The sequence below is a fragment of the Arachidicoccus terrestris genome (assembly GCF_020042345.1).
GTDB classification, from domain to species: Bacteria; Bacteroidota; Bacteroidia; order Chitinophagales; family Chitinophagaceae; genus Arachidicoccus; species Arachidicoccus terrestris.
In genome coordinates this window covers 3783624-3800309 of the sequence record NZ_CP083387.1, presented here as the reverse complement: position 1 = coordinate 3800309, position 16686 = coordinate 3783624, and the positions used below count along the sequence as shown (strand labels likewise).

At 41.4% G+C, this 16686-nt stretch carries 14 protein-coding genes; 7 read left to right on the top strand and 7 right to left on the bottom strand.

Going from position 1 to position 16686, the window contains the following annotated elements:
• Nucleotides 1-25: 25 nt before the first annotated feature.
• The 5 genes from K9M52_RS14810 to K9M52_RS14790 all read right to left on the bottom strand — a co-directional run bounded on the left by K9M52_RS14810 (nt 26) and on the right by K9M52_RS14790 (nt 8073).
• Entirely contained in the window at nt 26-2983 is a 2958-nt protein-coding gene (locus K9M52_RS14810) for a SusC/RagA family TonB-linked outer membrane protein (protein ID WP_224069211.1), read from the bottom strand.
• Between the two features lie 667 nt (nt 2984-3650).
• Entirely contained in the window at nt 3651-4931 is a 1281-nt protein-coding gene (gene mtaB / locus K9M52_RS14805) for a tRNA (N(6)-L-threonylcarbamoyladenosine(37)-C(2))-methylthiotransferase MtaB (protein WP_224069210.1), read from the bottom strand.
• Nucleotides 4932-4958: 27 nt separating this feature from the next.
• Nucleotides 4959-6260 carry a radical SAM protein gene (locus K9M52_RS14800; RefSeq protein ID WP_224069209.1) on the bottom strand — a complete coding sequence of 434 codons (1302 nt, stop codon included), beginning with the start codon at nt 6258-6260 and terminating at the stop codon, nt 4959-4961.
• Between the two features lie 173 nt (nt 6261-6433).
• Nucleotides 6434-7021 carry a hypothetical protein gene (locus K9M52_RS14795; protein ID WP_224069208.1) on the bottom strand — a complete coding sequence of 196 codons (588 nt, stop codon included), beginning with the start codon at nt 7019-7021 and terminating at the stop codon, nt 6434-6436.
• Between the two features lie 2 nt (nt 7022-7023).
• Complete coding sequence (locus tag K9M52_RS14790; RefSeq protein ID WP_224069207.1) at nt 7024-8073, bottom strand: agmatinase family protein; 1050 nt, start codon at nt 8071-8073, stop codon at nt 7024-7026.
• A gap of 243 nt (nt 8074-8316) precedes the next feature.
• Here K9M52_RS14790 and K9M52_RS14785 point away from each other — a divergent pair, with 243 nt between their 5' ends.
• The 4 genes from K9M52_RS14785 to K9M52_RS14770 are packed head-to-tail and all read left to right on the top strand — an operon-like array spanning nt 8317 to nt 11817.
• A complete protein-coding gene (locus tag K9M52_RS14785) occupies nt 8317-9297 on the top strand; it encodes a DUF2249 domain-containing protein (protein ID WP_224069206.1) in 981 nt (326 codons plus the stop codon).
• Between the two features lie 31 nt (nt 9298-9328).
• Nucleotides 9329-10201 (top strand): DUF2249 domain-containing protein, encoded by an 873-nt coding sequence (locus K9M52_RS14780; RefSeq protein ID WP_224069205.1) that lies wholly within the window; start codon nt 9329-9331, stop codon nt 10199-10201.
• The gene (locus K9M52_RS14775) at nt 10188-11498 is read left to right on the top strand and encodes a cbb3-type cytochrome c oxidase subunit I (RefSeq protein WP_224069204.1); all 1311 of its coding nucleotides are present in this window, start codon (nt 10188-10190) and stop codon (nt 11496-11498) included. Before K9M52_RS14780 ends, K9M52_RS14775 begins: the two co-directional genes overlap by 14 nt.
• Nucleotides 11467-11817, top strand: a complete 351-nt coding sequence (locus tag K9M52_RS14770) for a metal-sulfur cluster assembly factor (RefSeq protein ID WP_224069203.1) — start codon at nt 11467-11469, stop codon at nt 11815-11817. Before K9M52_RS14775 ends, K9M52_RS14770 begins: the two co-directional genes overlap by 32 nt.
• A 25-nt stretch (nt 11818-11842) precedes the next feature.
• On the opposite strand, the gene K9M52_RS14765 is transcribed toward K9M52_RS14770, so the two are convergent.
• A complete protein-coding gene (locus K9M52_RS14765) occupies nt 11843-13009 on the bottom strand; it encodes a glycosyltransferase (RefSeq protein WP_224069202.1) in 1167 nt (388 codons plus the stop codon).
• Nucleotides 13010-13012: 3 nt separating this feature from the next.
• Nucleotides 13013-13843 (bottom strand): alpha/beta fold hydrolase, encoded by an 831-nt coding sequence (locus tag K9M52_RS14760; RefSeq protein WP_224069201.1) that lies wholly within the window; start codon nt 13841-13843, stop codon nt 13013-13015.
• A gap of 93 nt (nt 13844-13936) precedes the next feature.
• Here K9M52_RS14760 and K9M52_RS14755 point away from each other — a divergent pair, with 93 nt between their 5' ends.
• The 3 genes from K9M52_RS14755 to K9M52_RS19215 all read left to right on the top strand — a co-directional run bounded on the left by K9M52_RS14755 (nt 13937) and on the right by K9M52_RS19215 (nt 16551).
• A complete protein-coding gene (locus tag K9M52_RS14755) occupies nt 13937-15058 on the top strand; it encodes an AI-2E family transporter (protein ID WP_224069200.1) in 1122 nt (373 codons plus the stop codon).
• 36 nt (nt 15059-15094) lie between these two features.
• The gene (locus K9M52_RS14750; RefSeq protein ID WP_224069199.1) at nt 15095-15808 is read left to right on the top strand and encodes an SAM-dependent methyltransferase; all 714 of its coding nucleotides are present in this window, start codon (nt 15095-15097) and stop codon (nt 15806-15808) included.
• Between the two features lie 401 nt (nt 15809-16209).
• Nucleotides 16210-16551, top strand: coding sequence for a CPBP family glutamic-type intramembrane protease (locus tag K9M52_RS19215; protein ID WP_394369865.1), 342 nt, complete (start codon nt 16210-16212; stop codon nt 16549-16551).
• The last annotated feature ends 135 nt before the right edge of the window (nt 16552-16686 follow it).

Here is a 16686-nt window from a genome sequence, read left to right as displayed (position 1 = left end):
TTCAATAAATGCCATTCAGCCGTGATTAAAACGTAACCTGTAAGCCAAAGATTAACTGGAGCGACGAGGGATAATAATCCAGTTTATTTGTAACACCGGGATATAAACCATTGGTTTCGATCAACTCAGGGTCTCCGCCTGTGAACTTGGTAAAGGTCTTGAGGTTTCTCCCCGTAATATATGCCCTCAACTGACGGATATATTTATTTTCGAATTGATGCGTATATCCTAAAGTGACATTATCCAATTTTACAAAATTGCCCGACTCCAAAAAGTAATCCGACAATATAGCAGTAGTCGCGGGGTTAGTCAATTTCGCATATTTGCTATCATCATACGCTGATGTTAAGACATTCGCATCTTGTTGTGTAGAGGGTGTTCCCAGATAAAAAGCACTTGTATTAAACAATTTATAACCAAAAGCTCCTCTAAGGAAAATGCCCAGATCCCAGTTCTTGTAAGTGAAGTTATTGCCCAGGCTGGCGGTAAATTTAGGAAGGCCATTACCTATAAACTGCTTATCATCATTATTAGCCTTGTCTCCACGAATAATCTCCCCATCCTTATTATACACCAACAAGGCTCCTGTACTATCAACACCGGCTGACTTCAATCCATAAAAGCTGCCAATTCTCTTTCCTTCCTGTAGTCTTTGAAGATTGCCCGGAGAACCGGGCGCGGGCATACCAACAACATCTAAATACGGAGAAGCCTCGTATAAGCTGTTAGAAAAGGCAACAAATTCGTTACTATTTGTAGCACCAGTAAAGGAAGCTGTATAAGTAAAGTCTTTATGGCGGATAATCTGTGCATCTAATTGCAATTCCAGGCCAGAATTTTTCATAGTACCGACATTCGCATAAATACTTGATTGAATATTAGGTGGTACAGGTATCGGATAATCACCCAAAAGGTCTTTGTTCTTGCGAACATAATAATTCAAGCTACCGGATAACAATCCATTCTTAATGTCAAAGTCTACTCCCAAATTGAAGTTCTGTGCCTTCTCCCAAACCAAAAAGGGATTTGGTGTTTGGCTAGGTCCGATAACCTGGTAATTGTTTTGGTTAAACAGAAAAAATCCATAGCCTGAATACGTCAGAAGAGATTTATAGCTGTCGAAGTCCTGATTACCGGTTTCGCCATAATCAACTCGCAGTTTCAATTCGTTTAACCAATCTATCCCTTTCATGAAAGGTTCCTGAGTCAAGCGCCATGCAGCCGAAACCGCCGGAAAGTTTCCCCACTTATTATTTTCGCCAAACTTAGAAGACCCTTCATGCCTCAAACTTGCAGACAAATAATACTTTTTGTCAAAATTATAATTAACTCTTCCAAAAAACGCAATTAACGTTGACTCATTTCTGTAAGAACTCGTTCCATCAACACCTTCCTCCTGTCCATATAGCCCCGTTCCCAAGTTATCCCATGTTAACAAGTCTGAAGGAAAATCTTCGTTACTTGCGCCGAATCCGGAATTTGTAAACACTTGATAAGAATAGCCTCCAAGCACTTTAATGCTATGTTTGTCGAAGGTGGCGTTATAATTACCGGTCCACTCAAAACTTTTCTGATCATGCTCCTCTAACGCTTGTTTGGCATAATTGCGCCCGTTACCTCCATTTCCTTTATCCCGGGTAGTCAAAATGGATGGTTCAAAGTCGTAGTTTCTAAAAGAAGAACTCACTTCTCCACCTGTCACAATCGTATTCAGACCCGGTGCAATATTCAATTTAAAAGATCCGCTCATATCCAAGTACTTAATTTCTTGTTGGTCTTTTACCAAGTTTGACTTTTCCACGGGGTTGAAAGGGAATAATCCTCCGTTATTGATATAAGCATAATTTCCGTCCTCTTTGTAAGGCGATAAGGTTGGATTTAGAGAAAGTGCCTTAGCGAATAGTTCCCGGTCTGCGAGATTCGTTTTTGCATAGCGTGGTGCCACATTAAAGCTGATTTCATATAGACCATTCTTAGAACGATGATTGATATTAACCCTTGCGCCATATTCTGCCTTAGAAGATCTTAAATCAATACCATGGGCGTTGCGATAATCTACGGTACCAATATAATTGGTATTAGAAGAGCCTCCCGAGAACTGCAAGGTTTGTTTATGAGAAACGGCCGGTGATTTGGTTAAAGCCTCCAGCCAATCCGTATTACCGCCAAAATCTGTTCCTCTTTGATGCTCCATAAATTCATTCCGGTTCAGAACATGAAGTTTATTTGTCGGGAAATCCAAAGAAAGATATCCATTGTACACAACTCTGGAATCAGAACTTCCTTTCTTCGTTGTGATCACAATAACTCCATTACTCCCACGTGTGCCATAAATGGCGGAAGCTGCTCCACCTTTTAACACATCAATGGAAAGGATATCGTTCTGGTTCAAATTATCGATGTTCCCTCCCGGAATACCATTAATTACATATAAAGGCCCGAGCCCCGCATTTCTAGATGATGCACCCCGTAGCTGAATATTGGGAGTAGAGTTTGGATCCCCGGTAGCTGTATTGGTAACATTTAACCCGGACACTTTACCTTGCATAGACATCAATGCACCATTACCTGCAACAGACGAAAGGTCACTGGCATCCAAATGTGTAATAGCGCTAGACACTTCAGTCTTATTCAAAGAGCCGTACCCTACACTGACTAGTGTAACATCTGCTAACTGATTGGAAACAGCATGTAATGTCACATGAATATTTTTCCCGGAACCTACAAGTACAACCTGGGATTCATAGCCAATGTAATCAAACTTTAAGGAGTCCGTGGGAGATGCTTGTATAGAAAAACCTCCAACTGCAGATGTAAGGGTCCCACCGCCGGAACCAACGACCTTTACAGAAACGCCCGATATCGGGCTACCTGAAGAATCAACAACGGTACCAGACACCTTTTGTGTCTGTGCTACCGCACAGAAGGAGGCTAGGATAAAGACCAGTAGCATCCCACTTTTGAATACTTGGTTTAGTTTCATAAATTATTAAATTTAATGATGAAAAAAAGCGTAGAAAAAACACTAAATCAGGGAAATAAAAGCGTGCTTCGCTCTAAAGTCTTGAGCCGTTTATAGACATAATCATCCCTCAACTTTATAAAAAGCTTGCCTTTGCGAAAACCTCTGCGAGGATCAGTAGGAATGCTCCAGAAACCTGTCAATAAGAATACAACAATGGATCTGTGGCCCAAAGGATTTACAATTACAATAGAAGTTTTTCATAACAAATCAAATATAGATGTAGAAGAAATAGATGCAAGTGTTGACGTAGAACACAATTTGAATGAACAAAACCTGCACACTTGTGAAAGTAATTGAAAAATTCAATTTATCCCAGCGCTATAATTATCTCACTATATTGATTTATATTTTGGGAAACATTCTACAGCTGGCTGCCAAAATTTGAAGAAACGACAATACAAAATTTGCATGTCAATATGCAGGAAATGTCTCTTTTAATCAGAGTTTAATCAAAAAAGAAATAAATCAAAATGTAAAATTTGCATTGCATCTCCGCAATCTAAATGATTCTATATTCAATCTTGTACAGATTGTTAATGACAATGCAATAACAATGCTTAGCAATTTATTATGACTACCATGCACCTAACAAAAATCTAAGAAGATCAATCGAATGTTTTGTTTTTTAGGAAATCACCCAATCTACCAACTGACCGGCCCATTCCTCTCTAAAAGAAGTAGTAACTCTGATGTAATTATCGGTATAGCCTTCCATCAGGCCGTTTTTATTATGGTCTTCAAATAAAACGGTTCTTGTATTGGCATTTTGTCTCTGTGTGAAATATTGCATCTTTTTATAAGACAGGTTTCTGAGTACCTTATTTCGCTCATGACGCACAGGCACAGGCACAGCTCCCTTAATATCAAGTGCTGCGGTTCCAGGCCTCTCTGAATAAGTAAATACATGCAGATAACTGACATCAAGCTGATGGATAAAATCAAAGGTTTCTTTAAATTCGGCATCAGTCTCCGAGGGGAACCCAACGATTACATCTGCTCCTATACCACAATGCGGCATTAAGCATTTAATCTCCTGAATTCTCTCTGCATATAGTTCCCGCTGATATCTTCTGCGCATTAGCCTGAGTATCTTATTAGATCCGCTTTGTAACGGGATATGAAAATGGGGCATAAAATGCCTGCTGCCAGCTACAAAAGAAATAATATCGGGCGTGAGCAAATTGGGTTCAATAGAAGAAATCCGGTAGCGATCTATCCCTTCCAGTTCATCGATCGAACGGATCAGGTCAAAAAAATGCTCTTCAGATTTTTTTTGTCCGTCGGGCCCTTTGCCAAAATCCCCAAGGTTCACACCCGTTAACACAATTTCCTTCACATTCCCGGTATCGGCAATCCTTTTTATGTTATCCAATACACTCTGAATATCACTGGAGCGGCTTTTCCCACGCGCTTTGGGTATGGTACAGAATGAACAAGTATAATCGCAGCCGTCTTGCACCTTTAAGAAAGTACGTGTACGATCATTTAAAGAATAAGCACTGTTAAAACCGCTTACATCTTCAATATCACAACTGGATATCCGAGTTGAATCTCCTTTGGTCAGCTCTTTGAGATGGTCTGCAATGTTGAATTTTTCAGCCGCTCCTAATACCAGATCCACACCTGGAATATCAGCAATCTCTTTTGGTTTAAGCTGCGCATAACAACCTGTGATCACCACAAGGCTTTCTGGCGCTTTTCGACCAATACGTCTGACCAATTGCCGGCATTCCTTATCTGCGTTATCGGTAACTGAACACGTATTGATTACATACACGTCTGCCAGGTCGTCAAATTCTTTTTTGGCAAATCCCTCGGCCTCTAACATTCTGGAAAGCGTAGAGGTCTCTGAATAATTGAGTTTGCAACCTAATGTATGAAAAGCGACAGATTTTTGAGTGTTCATAATCGATTAAAGCAATTTTTAAAACAGTTAATGCGCGAAGTCCCGCTCATAGTGTCCTTTGATCCGTTCGATCGGCGGGTTATAGTACCCATACCTAAGCTGGGGAAATTCCTCATGAATCTGCTCCATGAGCTGCCTTATACCCATCACTTCGGGGCTGTCCACTACACCCAGATGGGACAAATACCAATCAGGATCAATATTAAAATTGCGCCATTGGATCATATTCAAATCAGTCTCCAGAATCAGTTTTCTTAAGGCTTCATACTCGGCTTCCGTATCGGTCATGCCGGGAAAAACAAAATAATTAATGCTGGTCCAGCCGCCAAAACTTTTTACAACTTTAAGGCTCTGTACGATGTTCTCAAACGTGTAATTATTCGGCATATAATATTTCGTGTACACATTTTCCTGAGCTGAGTTCATGGAAACCCGGATGCTGTTCAGCCCCACTTCACAGAGCTGCCTGACAGCATCTGGCTTGGAGCCGTTGGTATTAATATTAATACTTCCTTTATCAGTATGTTTGCGAATCTCAATGATTGACTCTCTAATAGTCTCCCACATCAGTAACGGTTCTCCTTCACACCCCTGCCCAAAGCTGACAATGGGATAAGGAGCGCTCAGCAAATGGGGCACTGTAAACTCAACGATTTCCTCTGCCAAAGGTTTAAATGTAAGTCTGTCCTGAGTGGAGACAATAGATTCACTTTCGGGCTGAAAAGAAATGCAGCCCAAACAGTTGGCATTACAGGCCGGAGATACCGGCACCGGACACTCCCACCTACCCAAAGATAAATTGCGGGCTGCAGGACAATGATATGTATTGCAACAATTATCCATCAGATGTCTTACCAATCTATTATTAGGGTAATTTTTCAGCATATCAATGGCGCCAGCTGCAACCAGGTCGTCCTTATAACCGGCACATTCCTGTCGGATATCTTGCTCTACACGGACTGCGGGGACATACAATTTTTCATTATGCCACCCTGCAGCTGTATAGCAGAAAAGTGGCAATTTTGGAGCCTCGGGGTCAGTAGTCTCATATGCAGACAGAAAAAGCCCTGTATAAGCTGGGGGAATAAAAGCCGCTACTGCCCAGCCTTTATCACAGAGGCGCAATGCTCCTGTTTTTACATCCAGGCCAATACCTTTTCTACCAGGCAATTCATAAAGATTACCTCCATCAGGCAGCTCTATCCAGTCCTCCGTTTCAATGGGTAACGCGTCCCAGCCACAACGACCGATAGCATATAAAGAGTTATCCTCAAAAATATTGCCTTCGCCATCTGAATACAACAGAAATGGAGATGAAGTTAAGGGCATAAAATTATATATAAATAAGGGTGCAAAATTACGAAATTACGTGAATATAACCCTGTATTTGCTTCAAATGCATGTCGATTAACAAGGCTTTCAGAATCAGAGCCCCTCAAGTTGATGGCGGTTGTATAAACTAGGGAAGATAATAAAAGGTAAAAAAGCAAGCCTGGAAACAGTTAATCAGCCGAATCAATATTAATTGTAGCTGATTTTTCTATCTGGCTATGACAGAACGCATTAAACTCCTGCTCTAGTTCCCTGGACACACTGTTCTGCACTTCTTTTTGGTAAAGCTTATTCGACTTAAAATCGATGGTCAGAATACCGCCCTTAAGCACTACATTGGTTACATCTTTCCAGCTGTAAAATCTGTTAGGAATCGCATTCGTGGTTATACCGGCTGCGTCAAAGCCGACCTCCTGAGGAAACTTTGCCTGTTTTTCCAAAAGTCCGATCAATAGAAAAAGGATACCTAACCAGTTTAATTGAAAGGGAGGGAAAAACAGCGCCGCGCCACTGACTAAAAAAGCCAACCTGTAGTAAGTGACCTTTCCCAATTGCTTCAAGATAAGCCATAATCCACTGAAAGCGGCAATTATATAACAAATAATCGCATGCTTTTGGAAAGCCGTCCCTAACAGGCGGGCTCCAGTATAAAGAAATATGCAAATACTGATTACCAACAAAATAACCGCAACTGTATTGACCTGCCTGTCAATATTTCTACGCAGTGTTACCAGATAATCGTATTCTTTTTGGGCCATAGTTATTTGTTATTGCTAATAGTGAGCCAATTACAGAGATGCCATAACATGCGGGCACCAACATTGGCATCTGCCACTTCATTATTAGACCCTACTTCAACCAGGTCAAAGCCAATCAGTCTGCGACCGCTTGCCACAATCTTTTTGATCAGATAGATGATCTGGCAAGCTTCAAAACCTCCCTGGACCGGTGTTCCTGTATTGGGGCAAAGTTTTGGGTCTAATCCGTCAATATCAAAAGAAAGATACACCTTATCGGGCAATTGAGCAACAATCTCATCAACCAAAGATTGCCAGCTCTCACCTTCATACATTCTTTCTTTAATCTGGCGATCAAAGAATGTTTTTACTCGGTCCGGATGCTGCTGGATATAATCCCATTCCTGCTCACAAAAATCACGGATACCGATCTGAACCAGCTTATTGACCTGCGGAATATCTTCCAACACATTGTACATGATCGATGCATGAGAATATGTAAAACCTTCATAGGCACTTCTTAGATCACAATGTGCATCTATCTGTAATATCCCAAATGACTCATGAGTCTCCGCCAATGCTTTTATATAGCCATAGGGGGTGCTATGATCGCCACCTAATAGCCCAACCAGTTTACCTTTGCTTATCAGGTTTTTAGCGCGTTCGTAAACCCAGGTATTTAAATAAATCCCACCTTCATTGATATCGCGAATACTTTTGCACATGAAGTTATTCTTCCCCACTTCATCACCATGGCAAATATAATCTACAAAGAGTTCTGCCTCCTTGCGTAAATAATCGCTTTTAGTCAGGATTTTCTTATCCAGATCCATCATAAAAAAGCCCTTTTGCCACGTATTACCATAATCCGGGTCAAAAAGGTCAATCTGCAAGCTGGCTTTTAAAATGGGTTCAATGGCTCTTGCTGCGCCTGAACCATAACTCACCGTCACTTCCCAAGGCACCGGCAAAATTACAAGACCTGAATCTTCCACATTATTGAAAGGAAGACCAAAAAGGCCGTTTTCGGGGTTCCCAACGCTATTGGGATCAAAGTTGGATAAATCTACCATACCTTAAATTTTGGCCTGCAAAAGTAACGAGATATTATAGATAATAACGCAATTTCTGCGGTTTTATGATTTTCATCAGAATGCAGTGATTCCGATAAGATAATATTAACAAAAAACAGGAAGTTAACATCAGGTCTTCAATAAAAATAATAAAAGATAAAAAGATCTTTTATTATTTTTATTATCTTTATACCGTCATATGTAATGAATAACTTTTAATAATAGCTTAAACAATTAGCAATCATGGATATAGAAAACGTCGGCCGCACAATTGACCTGGATAAGGTACTTGATGTGACTGTTATCGAACCCAGACTAAAACATCCAACAATCTTTAAATATTTCGATAGCCTTAAACCTGGTGAATACTTTATTATTCACAATGATCATGATCCGAAACCGGTATATTATCAGCTGCTGGGCGAAAGAGGTAATATATTTACTTTTGAATATTTAAGCAAGGGGCCAGAAGAGTGGTTTATTCAAGTCCAGAAAACCCTTATTGAAAAGGAGGATAAAAACGTTGGTAACGTTTCTGAAAAAGAACAGAAAAAGGCTTCATTTTTTGCCGCCAAAGGACAAGGCTACAGCTGTAACAACGGTAAGAAAGACGACACATTGACTACAGACACGTCTGGGCACCAAGAAGTTCCCGGCTGCAATACAGATGCGAGCGACCCGGCCAGTATCGCATCATTCAGAGATGATATTATTTTGCAATATGACAAATGGAATGCAAGCTTTTTATGCGACTTTATTGAGCAGACTGATCACTGTTATTTCAAGGAACAGGCCCGTCAACTAGATGAATTGGGAGAACATATCCGGTTAAAACACCAGAAGGGTCACCCGGAACTGGCTTCCCTGAAAATGTACCAGGACCAATTACTGGCCACCTTGCTTTTTCATCTGACCCAGGAAAAATCTGTGTTATTCGATTCCATTAAACAGATTGAAAAATCTGATCAGATAAACCGGGAACGAGACACACTGCTGTTACGACAAATTTATACGGGAACAACCATGAAAAAACAGGCCAATAAAACGCTGGCTAAGTTGTTGGAGCATATCAGGTTTCACTGCGCTGAATACAATGCTCCGGCTGACGCTTGTGACGCTTATATTTATTACATAAAAGGGCTTTCACAGTTTGACCTTAGGCTAAGCAGATATCTTCACCTCGAGAACACAATATTGTTGGCAAAAATAAATAAGTGGTTTTAAGCCTTTTCTGATTCAATAATAAGATCCCATTATGATAATCAACGGCAACACAAAGATCAGCCAGTTACTAAAAGAAAACAGCGCTGCACTTGATGCCATAACCAGCCTAGCAAAACCACTGGAAAAGTTGCGTAATCCAATTCTGAGAAAGCTCATGGCCTCCAGAACGACCATTCAGCAAGCCGCAGATATAAGCGGCTGTGATGTAGAGGCGTTCTTTCTGGCACTGCGCCCCTTAGGTTTTGAAAGCAGCAATGCACCTGTGATTAAAGCTATAACACCAGATCAACCAACCAACCGGCCTGACTGGCTGGCAGCATTAGTCCCTCAGCAGATCATTGTTTTTGATGTGCGGGAAACGCTTAGTAGAGGATATGATCCACTTAAAGAAATCCTGGCCGAATACAAAAAGGTTCAGCCGGGCACCGCCTTGCAGATCATCAATACCTTTATTCCTACTCCTCTACTCAGGCTTCTGGAAAACAAAGGCGCTCTGACCTATTCAGAGACTATTGCACAGCGGCTCACCTATAGCTATTTTTTTAAACCGATCCAGGTAAACGACAATAAAAAAGCAACCGCCCATGTAAAATTGGGTGATTTGATTTCAACGGTAGACGAGGCAAGTTTTAACGCGCAGCTCGGCCGGTATGCAGTTGACCAAATAAAGGAAATAGATGTCCGAACATTGGAAATGCCAGCGCCCATGCAAGCGATCTTAGAAGAATTAGAAGCATTATCCGAGGAGCATGGGCTCTATGTGCATCATAAAAGGATCCCTGTCTATCTGTTAGAAGACCTACAGGCTTCGGGCAAATATCGTGTATTTATATTGCCCATTACAGAGGGTCGGGTAGATCTATTATTAACGCATAACAGCAAGTTTAAACGTGGCAAAGATTAATATTGCGACAGCACCGGCAAACAGCGCAGTTCTGCCATTTTATGGTACGGCCGCACTTTTTTTTATCCTCTTAAGTATCCTGCTCCTTTGGCGTAGCCCTTTGCTGACAAATGGTTATTTCGACTTTCACCTTCTTGCGCTTGTCCATCTGGCTGTTTTGGGGTGGCTGACCATGATCATCTTTGGTGCTGGTTATCAACTGTTGCCTGTTATCTGTGAAAGAGAACTTCATAGCGAAACATTGGCGGTGATCTCCTATCTGCTGCTGTCGGCGGGTATTATTCTGCTCAGTAGTGGTTTCTGGGTTACACCTGACTTGAAGGGTGTATTCCCCCTTTGGGGAATCATCGGAGGAGGGCTTGTATTCATATCCAGTCTGCTATTTGTCTGTAATGTCATACTTACCACCAGAATTTGTACTTCCTTCAATATTCAAAAGGCATTTATACTGACTTCTTCCATTTGGCTCAGTGCAACCTGTCTGGCAGGTTTTTTACTTGCCTGGAATCTGAGATATCCCTATATCAGCAAGAGTCACCTGCAGTTATTAAAGCTTCATGCCCACATGGGACTGGCGGGCTGGTTTCTGCAACTTATTATTGGCGTGAGCGCCAAGCTTATCCCTATGTTTTTATTAGGTAAATCCAACAAAACCCGACTGCTTATTAGTGCCTATCTTTTTATTAATATCGGAATAATTTTATTTTTAGTAGATGGTATTTTCCGGTCAGTGGCAAGTCGTGCCGTCATATACTTAGCTCTTGTATTGACGGGAATCATCTTTTGGACATTTTACCTGAGAGATGTATACAACAACCGGATTAAAAGACCTATTGATGTCACTTTACGTTTTAGTGGATTGTCTTTTGTCAACCTTTGCCTTACTTTATTGCTCTTAGTACTGATTCTTGTATGGCGGCCCGCCGGGCAACTGCAGATCCTTTATGGCACACTGGCCATACTTGGCTGGATTTCTGCATTGGCGCTGGGCATGACGTTTAAAACCCTTCCTTTTATCGTATGGAACGGGCATTATAAACATCTAAATGGCAAGGGGAGGATACCGCTCCCTAAGGAGCTATATCTACAGTGGCTTGTAAGGCTCCAGTGGTGGTTTTATATTGCAGCATTATACGGTCTATTGGGCGGTGTATTATTACAATTAGAGACATTAATACAAATAGCCCTGATTTTCCTGATCGCAACCAGTATAAGTTATGGGATAAATGTACTTTATATCTTGCAACATAAAACAAGTTTCATCCATGCAACTCCAACAATCACTCCAAATGCATGATCCGTTTTTTGAACAGAAGGCACTAGTTATCGGGGCTCTTTATGATGTTATTGATCCTGAGCTTTTTGTCAACATAGTAGACCTCGGCCTGGTCTATGATATTGACTTCTTACCAGACAATAAGATTCTAATCACTATGACACTATCCACACCACATTGTCCATTGGGTGAAGCCATTCAGACGGGTGTTAAAAACAGATTGCTACAAGAATTTGCTGATCATCAAATTGATATAGAAATTGTATGGGAGCCAGCCTGGAGTCTTGAAAAGATCTCTGAGGAAGGTAGAAAGATGCTGGGAATGCCACCTCGGAATTAATAACGAGACATGATTAAGTCAGCCATCATTTTACGCTTCTACCCTTCCATTTGTATTTACCGAAAAGGCCCAGCCATCCTGCGACCACGGTATATGCGATGTGAAAAGGCTGCATAACTAAAAACCAGCGCAATAAATATCGCTGTTGAAAGAAAGCAGCAACCGGCCACATAAAACTAAGTTCAATTAAAAATTTAAACAAAATCAGCCCGGTCCAACTCAGCAACAACGCCGGATGGAAAAGTCCTATTACAAACAGCAATAATAATCCCAGATTTACAAGGTAAACAAGCAAGAGTACAAGTTTTATTTTCCAATCCTTATAGGTGCCCGCCTTACTGGCCCAGCGAATCCGCTGATTAATTAAGGAAGTCCAGTCAGGCATGGGTAATGTCGATACGGTAGCTTTTGCAGCAAATAAATACCCGGTTGAGCCCGGCTGCCTTTCTTGCATCTTTTGCATTAAAAACATATCATCGCCACTGGCAAGTTGGTCAATACCGGTAAAGCCTCCCACTTGCTCAAAAAAGGCCTTCTCATAACCAAGATTTGCTCCGTTACACATACTCATCAGGCCCCCGCCGACAGCAGCGCCAGTCACGCCCTGCAGGCTAAGAAAATCCAGACACTGAAATTTACTGACAAAAGAACCCATGTCTGTAAACCGTACGGGGGCCGCCACAAAGCGCTTACCCGACTTGCGAATATATTCATCAAAATAAGCAAGCCAGTCTACCGGAACAATACAATCTGCGTCCGTTGTAAGTATCCAGTCACCAGTTGCCTGGCTAATGGCCAGTTCCAGCGCTTTTTTCTTATAAGAGTTAATCGGTCGGCTATCCAGCATCTTTGCCAGTTCAATAACTTTTAGCCGGCCAGGAAACTGCGTCTGCAATTGACGCAATATATCTCCTGTGCCATCTGTACTGAAATCATCCACTACTGTAATATCATACAATACGTTGGGGTAACTGCCTCCCAGTATAGAAGTCAGACAGGTAGCTATATTCTCTTCCTCATTGCGGGCAGGTATAATAATACTGAACCGGATGCGATTCACCGGTATCTCATACTGCGCCTCAAGCATAATAGGACTTAATTTCTTCCATAGTCTTCTATACAATAAGATTAATAAAGCATAGAGGATCAGCAAAACGGCTATAACTTCAACTATAAGAGTCCCCAAGTTCATTCTTTACTGGTTAATTGTATAGGTATTTATGAATAAACCCGTCAGCTTGGATAAATACTGCGGTTTTAATAAAAGGTGGCCCGCATCCCATTTATACACATGAAGATACTGGCTGTGGTATTTGCGGATGGTATCCGCATTCTGCATGGGCGTAACCTGATCTTTTTTACCAAAAACCATCAGAACCGGTATTTTACTGGCTTTTAGTTGCCGTTGAAATGCTTTCAGGCCTGGATGCAGTTTCGACATTGACACCCATCTTGCATACAACAACGTACTCTGCCTTTTGGAGTGCACAAAACTACAGGCATAGGTATAAATGGTCTTATTAATCAGCTTATGGTCGAAAAACCAATCCAGCATCGGCATAGACTTTTTCGGATTTTTGAGCAACCAAGCCATTAGCCGGTGCCCCAACCGGGTACGTACGAGTATCTTATACCATATTGAACTATATAGCCCATCGGGCGAAAGCAAAATCATTTTACGGACCGGTTTCGGATTATGATTAAACAGGCAGATACAGATACGGGCGCCCAGACTAAATCCGACCAGAAAATAATCCCGGCTTCTACTTTCCCTGGCTACGATAGCCTGTAAAATATCATTGAGTTCGGCTACCTCCATCCTGCCTCTGCCCCATCTGGTCAATCCGTGAAAAGGCAGATCCAGGGCGATGAATGTGTAATCACGCCCTAATGGCTCCTCCAGTAAACTAAAAAGAGAGGCATTGTTACTGTAACCATGCAGACAAAACGCCAGCTGTGGGCCACTGCCATATACATAATAGCAGATGCTGGTCTTCTGAAATTCAAGGAAGTGTTGCTGCATCATATACACAAAAATACCATGATTGTCCTAAAAATCAGGTTTTTATTCATTTTGATTGCGGGTATTGTAGTAGGTTTGTATATACAACAGTAATATATGGAGAATAAGACCTTCCCCTTTTATATGAAGATCAGCAGTGTTCTGCTGATGCTTTGCTTATTACTATGGCTGCTATTTGTTGGAAAAACCATCTTGGTACCCTTGTTTATTGCAGCCATAATCTGTATTTTTCTAATTAAGCCTTGTAATTATCTAGAAAGCAAGGGAATGCACCATGCGATCGCAGCGATTATCTGCATGTTAGCGGCTATCGTCGTTATCGGTGCTATTATTTATTTTATATCTGAGCAATTAATTGACTTCAAACAGGATTTACCGGTCCTGGAAGCTCACTTCAATACCGCACTGGGCAATATGCAAGCCTACATACAGAAGCATTTTCATGTTAGTTCCATTAATTTACAAACCTCAGTAGAAAACCTGCGAACCAAAGTCCTCAACAGTGCCCCCGCCCTGGTAGGTTCAACAGTCTCTACCGTTTCTACCGTTATCGAATACACTGTTCTGGTACCTATCTACACTTTTTTATTTTTGCTCTATCGCAATCTGATTGTCCGATTTCTGATCGCCTGTTTTAAGGAGACTCATAGTGAAGCTGTGGCTGCTGTTTTGGGTAAGACTAAATATGTCATTCGAAATTATATTTTTGGACTGTTAATAGAAATGCTGATCGTTGCCATTTTACTGATTATTGGCTTTATGATTATCGGCGCTAAATATGCCCTACTGATGTCCTTTGTCGTCGCACTTCTAAATCTGATCCCGTATCTGGGCATTCTTACTGCGGCTATTATTTGTCTGGTCATTACAGCCACCTCGGGCAGTCTGGTCACTATGCTGGGGGTACTCATCGTGGTTTCTGTGGTACATTTAATTGATAGCAATATATTACTGCCCAAGGTAGTGGGTTCAAAAGTAAAAATCAATGCACTGGTTACCATTGTCGGTGTTATCATTGGCAATCAGATCTGGGGTATTCCGGGTATGTTCCTGGCAGTCCCTATGATGGCATTTTTGAAGGTGTTCTTTGACGGTGTGGATGACCTCAAACCGTGGGGTATATTACTCGGTGAAGATATCAGCCGGCCACATAAACCCAGAAGCCTGAAAATTAAGATCAAAAAAAAGATGAAAACGGCACCAAAAGAAAATGATTAAGATACAATATACTACCGAAAAGAAGGAATTTCTGATATGATTGGCCAAGTTTACCTGATTCCGACTGTACTTCAGGAGGATAAAAAAGCATTTGATGCGCTGCCGGCGTATATATTAGACGGGATCAAATCCTGTGATGTCTTCTTCGCAGAAAATATCAAAACTACCCGGCGCTATTTTAAAAAATGGTGGAAAGAAATGGTCATTGATGACTACCAGTGGTATGCGATTCATAAATTGGAGGATCAGTTGCTCAATGAGTTTAAAACTCATTTAATCGCTGGAAAAAACATAGGAATCATCAGTGAAGCCGGTTGCCCGGGTATAGCAGACCCGGGTCAGTACCTGGTAGAAATCGCTCAGCAAACGGGAGCCACGGTTCACCCTATGGTCGGCCCTAATTCGATCCTACTCGCCCTGATGGCCAGCGGTATGAATGGTCAGCAATTTCAGTTTTCCGGGTATCTGCCCATCGATAGAGCGGAACGAAAAAAAGCTATCCAGGCGCTGGAAGGGGATTCCAGAAAAAGGAACTGTACGCAGATCTTTATAGAAACGCCGTATCGGAATATGCAACTAATAGAAGATATTATCGCTGTATGCCATTCAGATACCCGGCTTTGTATTGCAGTTGATATTACGTCTGAGCGTGAATCCATTCAATCCAGGAAACTCTCTTGGTGGAAAACGGCTTTTTCGAAGCTGGATTTACATAAAAGACCCGCTATTTTTTTAATACAGGCCGGATAAACCAAAAGGGTTTAAATCATATTACAAACATGTCGGCTTACCAAAACAAACGCGTCCGTGGAACTATACCCATCTGTCAATGTGCCAGATCTCAGCACCAGCCAGAAACTGTCAGCGGTTGTACGCGTCTGGGGAGTATGTTTATTGCTTATTTTTGCGGGAGGAGTCATCCTCGTGACTCCCGTGATTCTGATGCTTAAGCCGGGTGTACCATGTAGATATTTATAGCATAAATCAGGTAACTAGGATGATTGAAGCGCCTGTTGGCAAATATGTGATAATGCCCCTTTTAGCTCCATTTTTAGAGGAAATCCTGTTTAGCTGTGGCAGGATTACAGAGTAAAAAATATCCTGATATCATAGGACCTTTTGATACTGGTAATAGCCCGTAAGTATTAAATCTGGCTGGCCTGACCGACAAATATATCTATGAGGGCATTTTAGCCCTATGCTGTCTTATCGCTATTTTAAAAACAACTGCGGCTCAGCAAATAATCGGAATTGATTTAAAAACCAGAAAATTTATATTCTGTATAATAGCTTTCCTATTTGGGCTGATACATATATCCACCTTCTCCCCACTTTATCCAAACCTGTTTTGGGCCTATCCTGTATTTGTACTACCGCAGATAATTATGGGATTTGGATTTGGCTATGTAAGGATCAAATACGGTTTTTTGTACGGATTCATCCTGCATTTTATGGTTAATTTTATGTTCCTTATACTTTCATTTGTAAAATAGCTGATGACCATAAAAAGAACATGTTGGTCATACAATGCTGATCTGGGCTTTTTTATGATTATACGAAAACCGTTTATATTCCAGCGAGACGACTTCAGCTCCATCTGCAAAAGCATACATCATTAAAACTGGCAA

Bases quoted from the DNA above. Each gene is read 5' to 3' on its own strand.
- K9M52_RS14765 (WP_224069202.1), bottom strand. From the start codon at position 13,009: ATGAACTTGGGGACTCTTATAGTTGAAGTTATAGCCGTTTTGCTGATC.
- mtaB (WP_224069210.1), bottom strand. From the start codon at position 4,931: ATGAACACTCAAAAATCTGTCGCTTTTCATACATTAGGTTGCAAACTC.
- K9M52_RS14795 (WP_224069208.1), bottom strand. From the start codon at position 7,021: ATGGCCCAAAAAGAATACGATTATCTGGTAACACTGCGTAGAAATATT.
- K9M52_RS14800 (WP_224069209.1), bottom strand. From the start codon at position 6,260: ATGCCCTTAACTTCATCTCCATTTCTGTTGTATTCAGATGGCGAAGGC.
- K9M52_RS14810 (WP_224069211.1), bottom strand. From the start codon at position 2,983: ATGAAACTAAACCAAGTATTCAAAAGTGGGATGCTACTGGTCTTTATC.
- K9M52_RS14760 (WP_224069201.1), bottom strand. From the start codon at position 13,843: ATGATGCAGCAACACTTCCTTGAATTTCAGAAGACCAGCATCTGCTAT.
- K9M52_RS14755 (WP_224069200.1), top strand. From the start codon at position 13,937: ATGGAGAATAAGACCTTCCCCTTTTATATGAAGATCAGCAGTGTTCTG.
- K9M52_RS14770 (WP_224069203.1), top strand. From the start codon at position 11,467: ATGCAACTCCAACAATCACTCCAAATGCATGATCCGTTTTTTGAACAG.
- K9M52_RS14780 (WP_224069205.1), top strand. From the start codon at position 9,329: ATGATAATCAACGGCAACACAAAGATCAGCCAGTTACTAAAAGAAAAC.
- K9M52_RS14750 (WP_224069199.1), top strand. From the start codon at position 15,095: ATGATTGGCCAAGTTTACCTGATTCCGACTGTACTTCAGGAGGATAAA.
- K9M52_RS14785 (WP_224069206.1), top strand. From the start codon at position 8,317: ATGGATATAGAAAACGTCGGCCGCACAATTGACCTGGATAAGGTACTT.
- K9M52_RS14790 (WP_224069207.1), bottom strand. From the start codon at position 8,073: ATGGTAGATTTATCCAACTTTGATCCCAATAGCGTTGGGAACCCCGAA.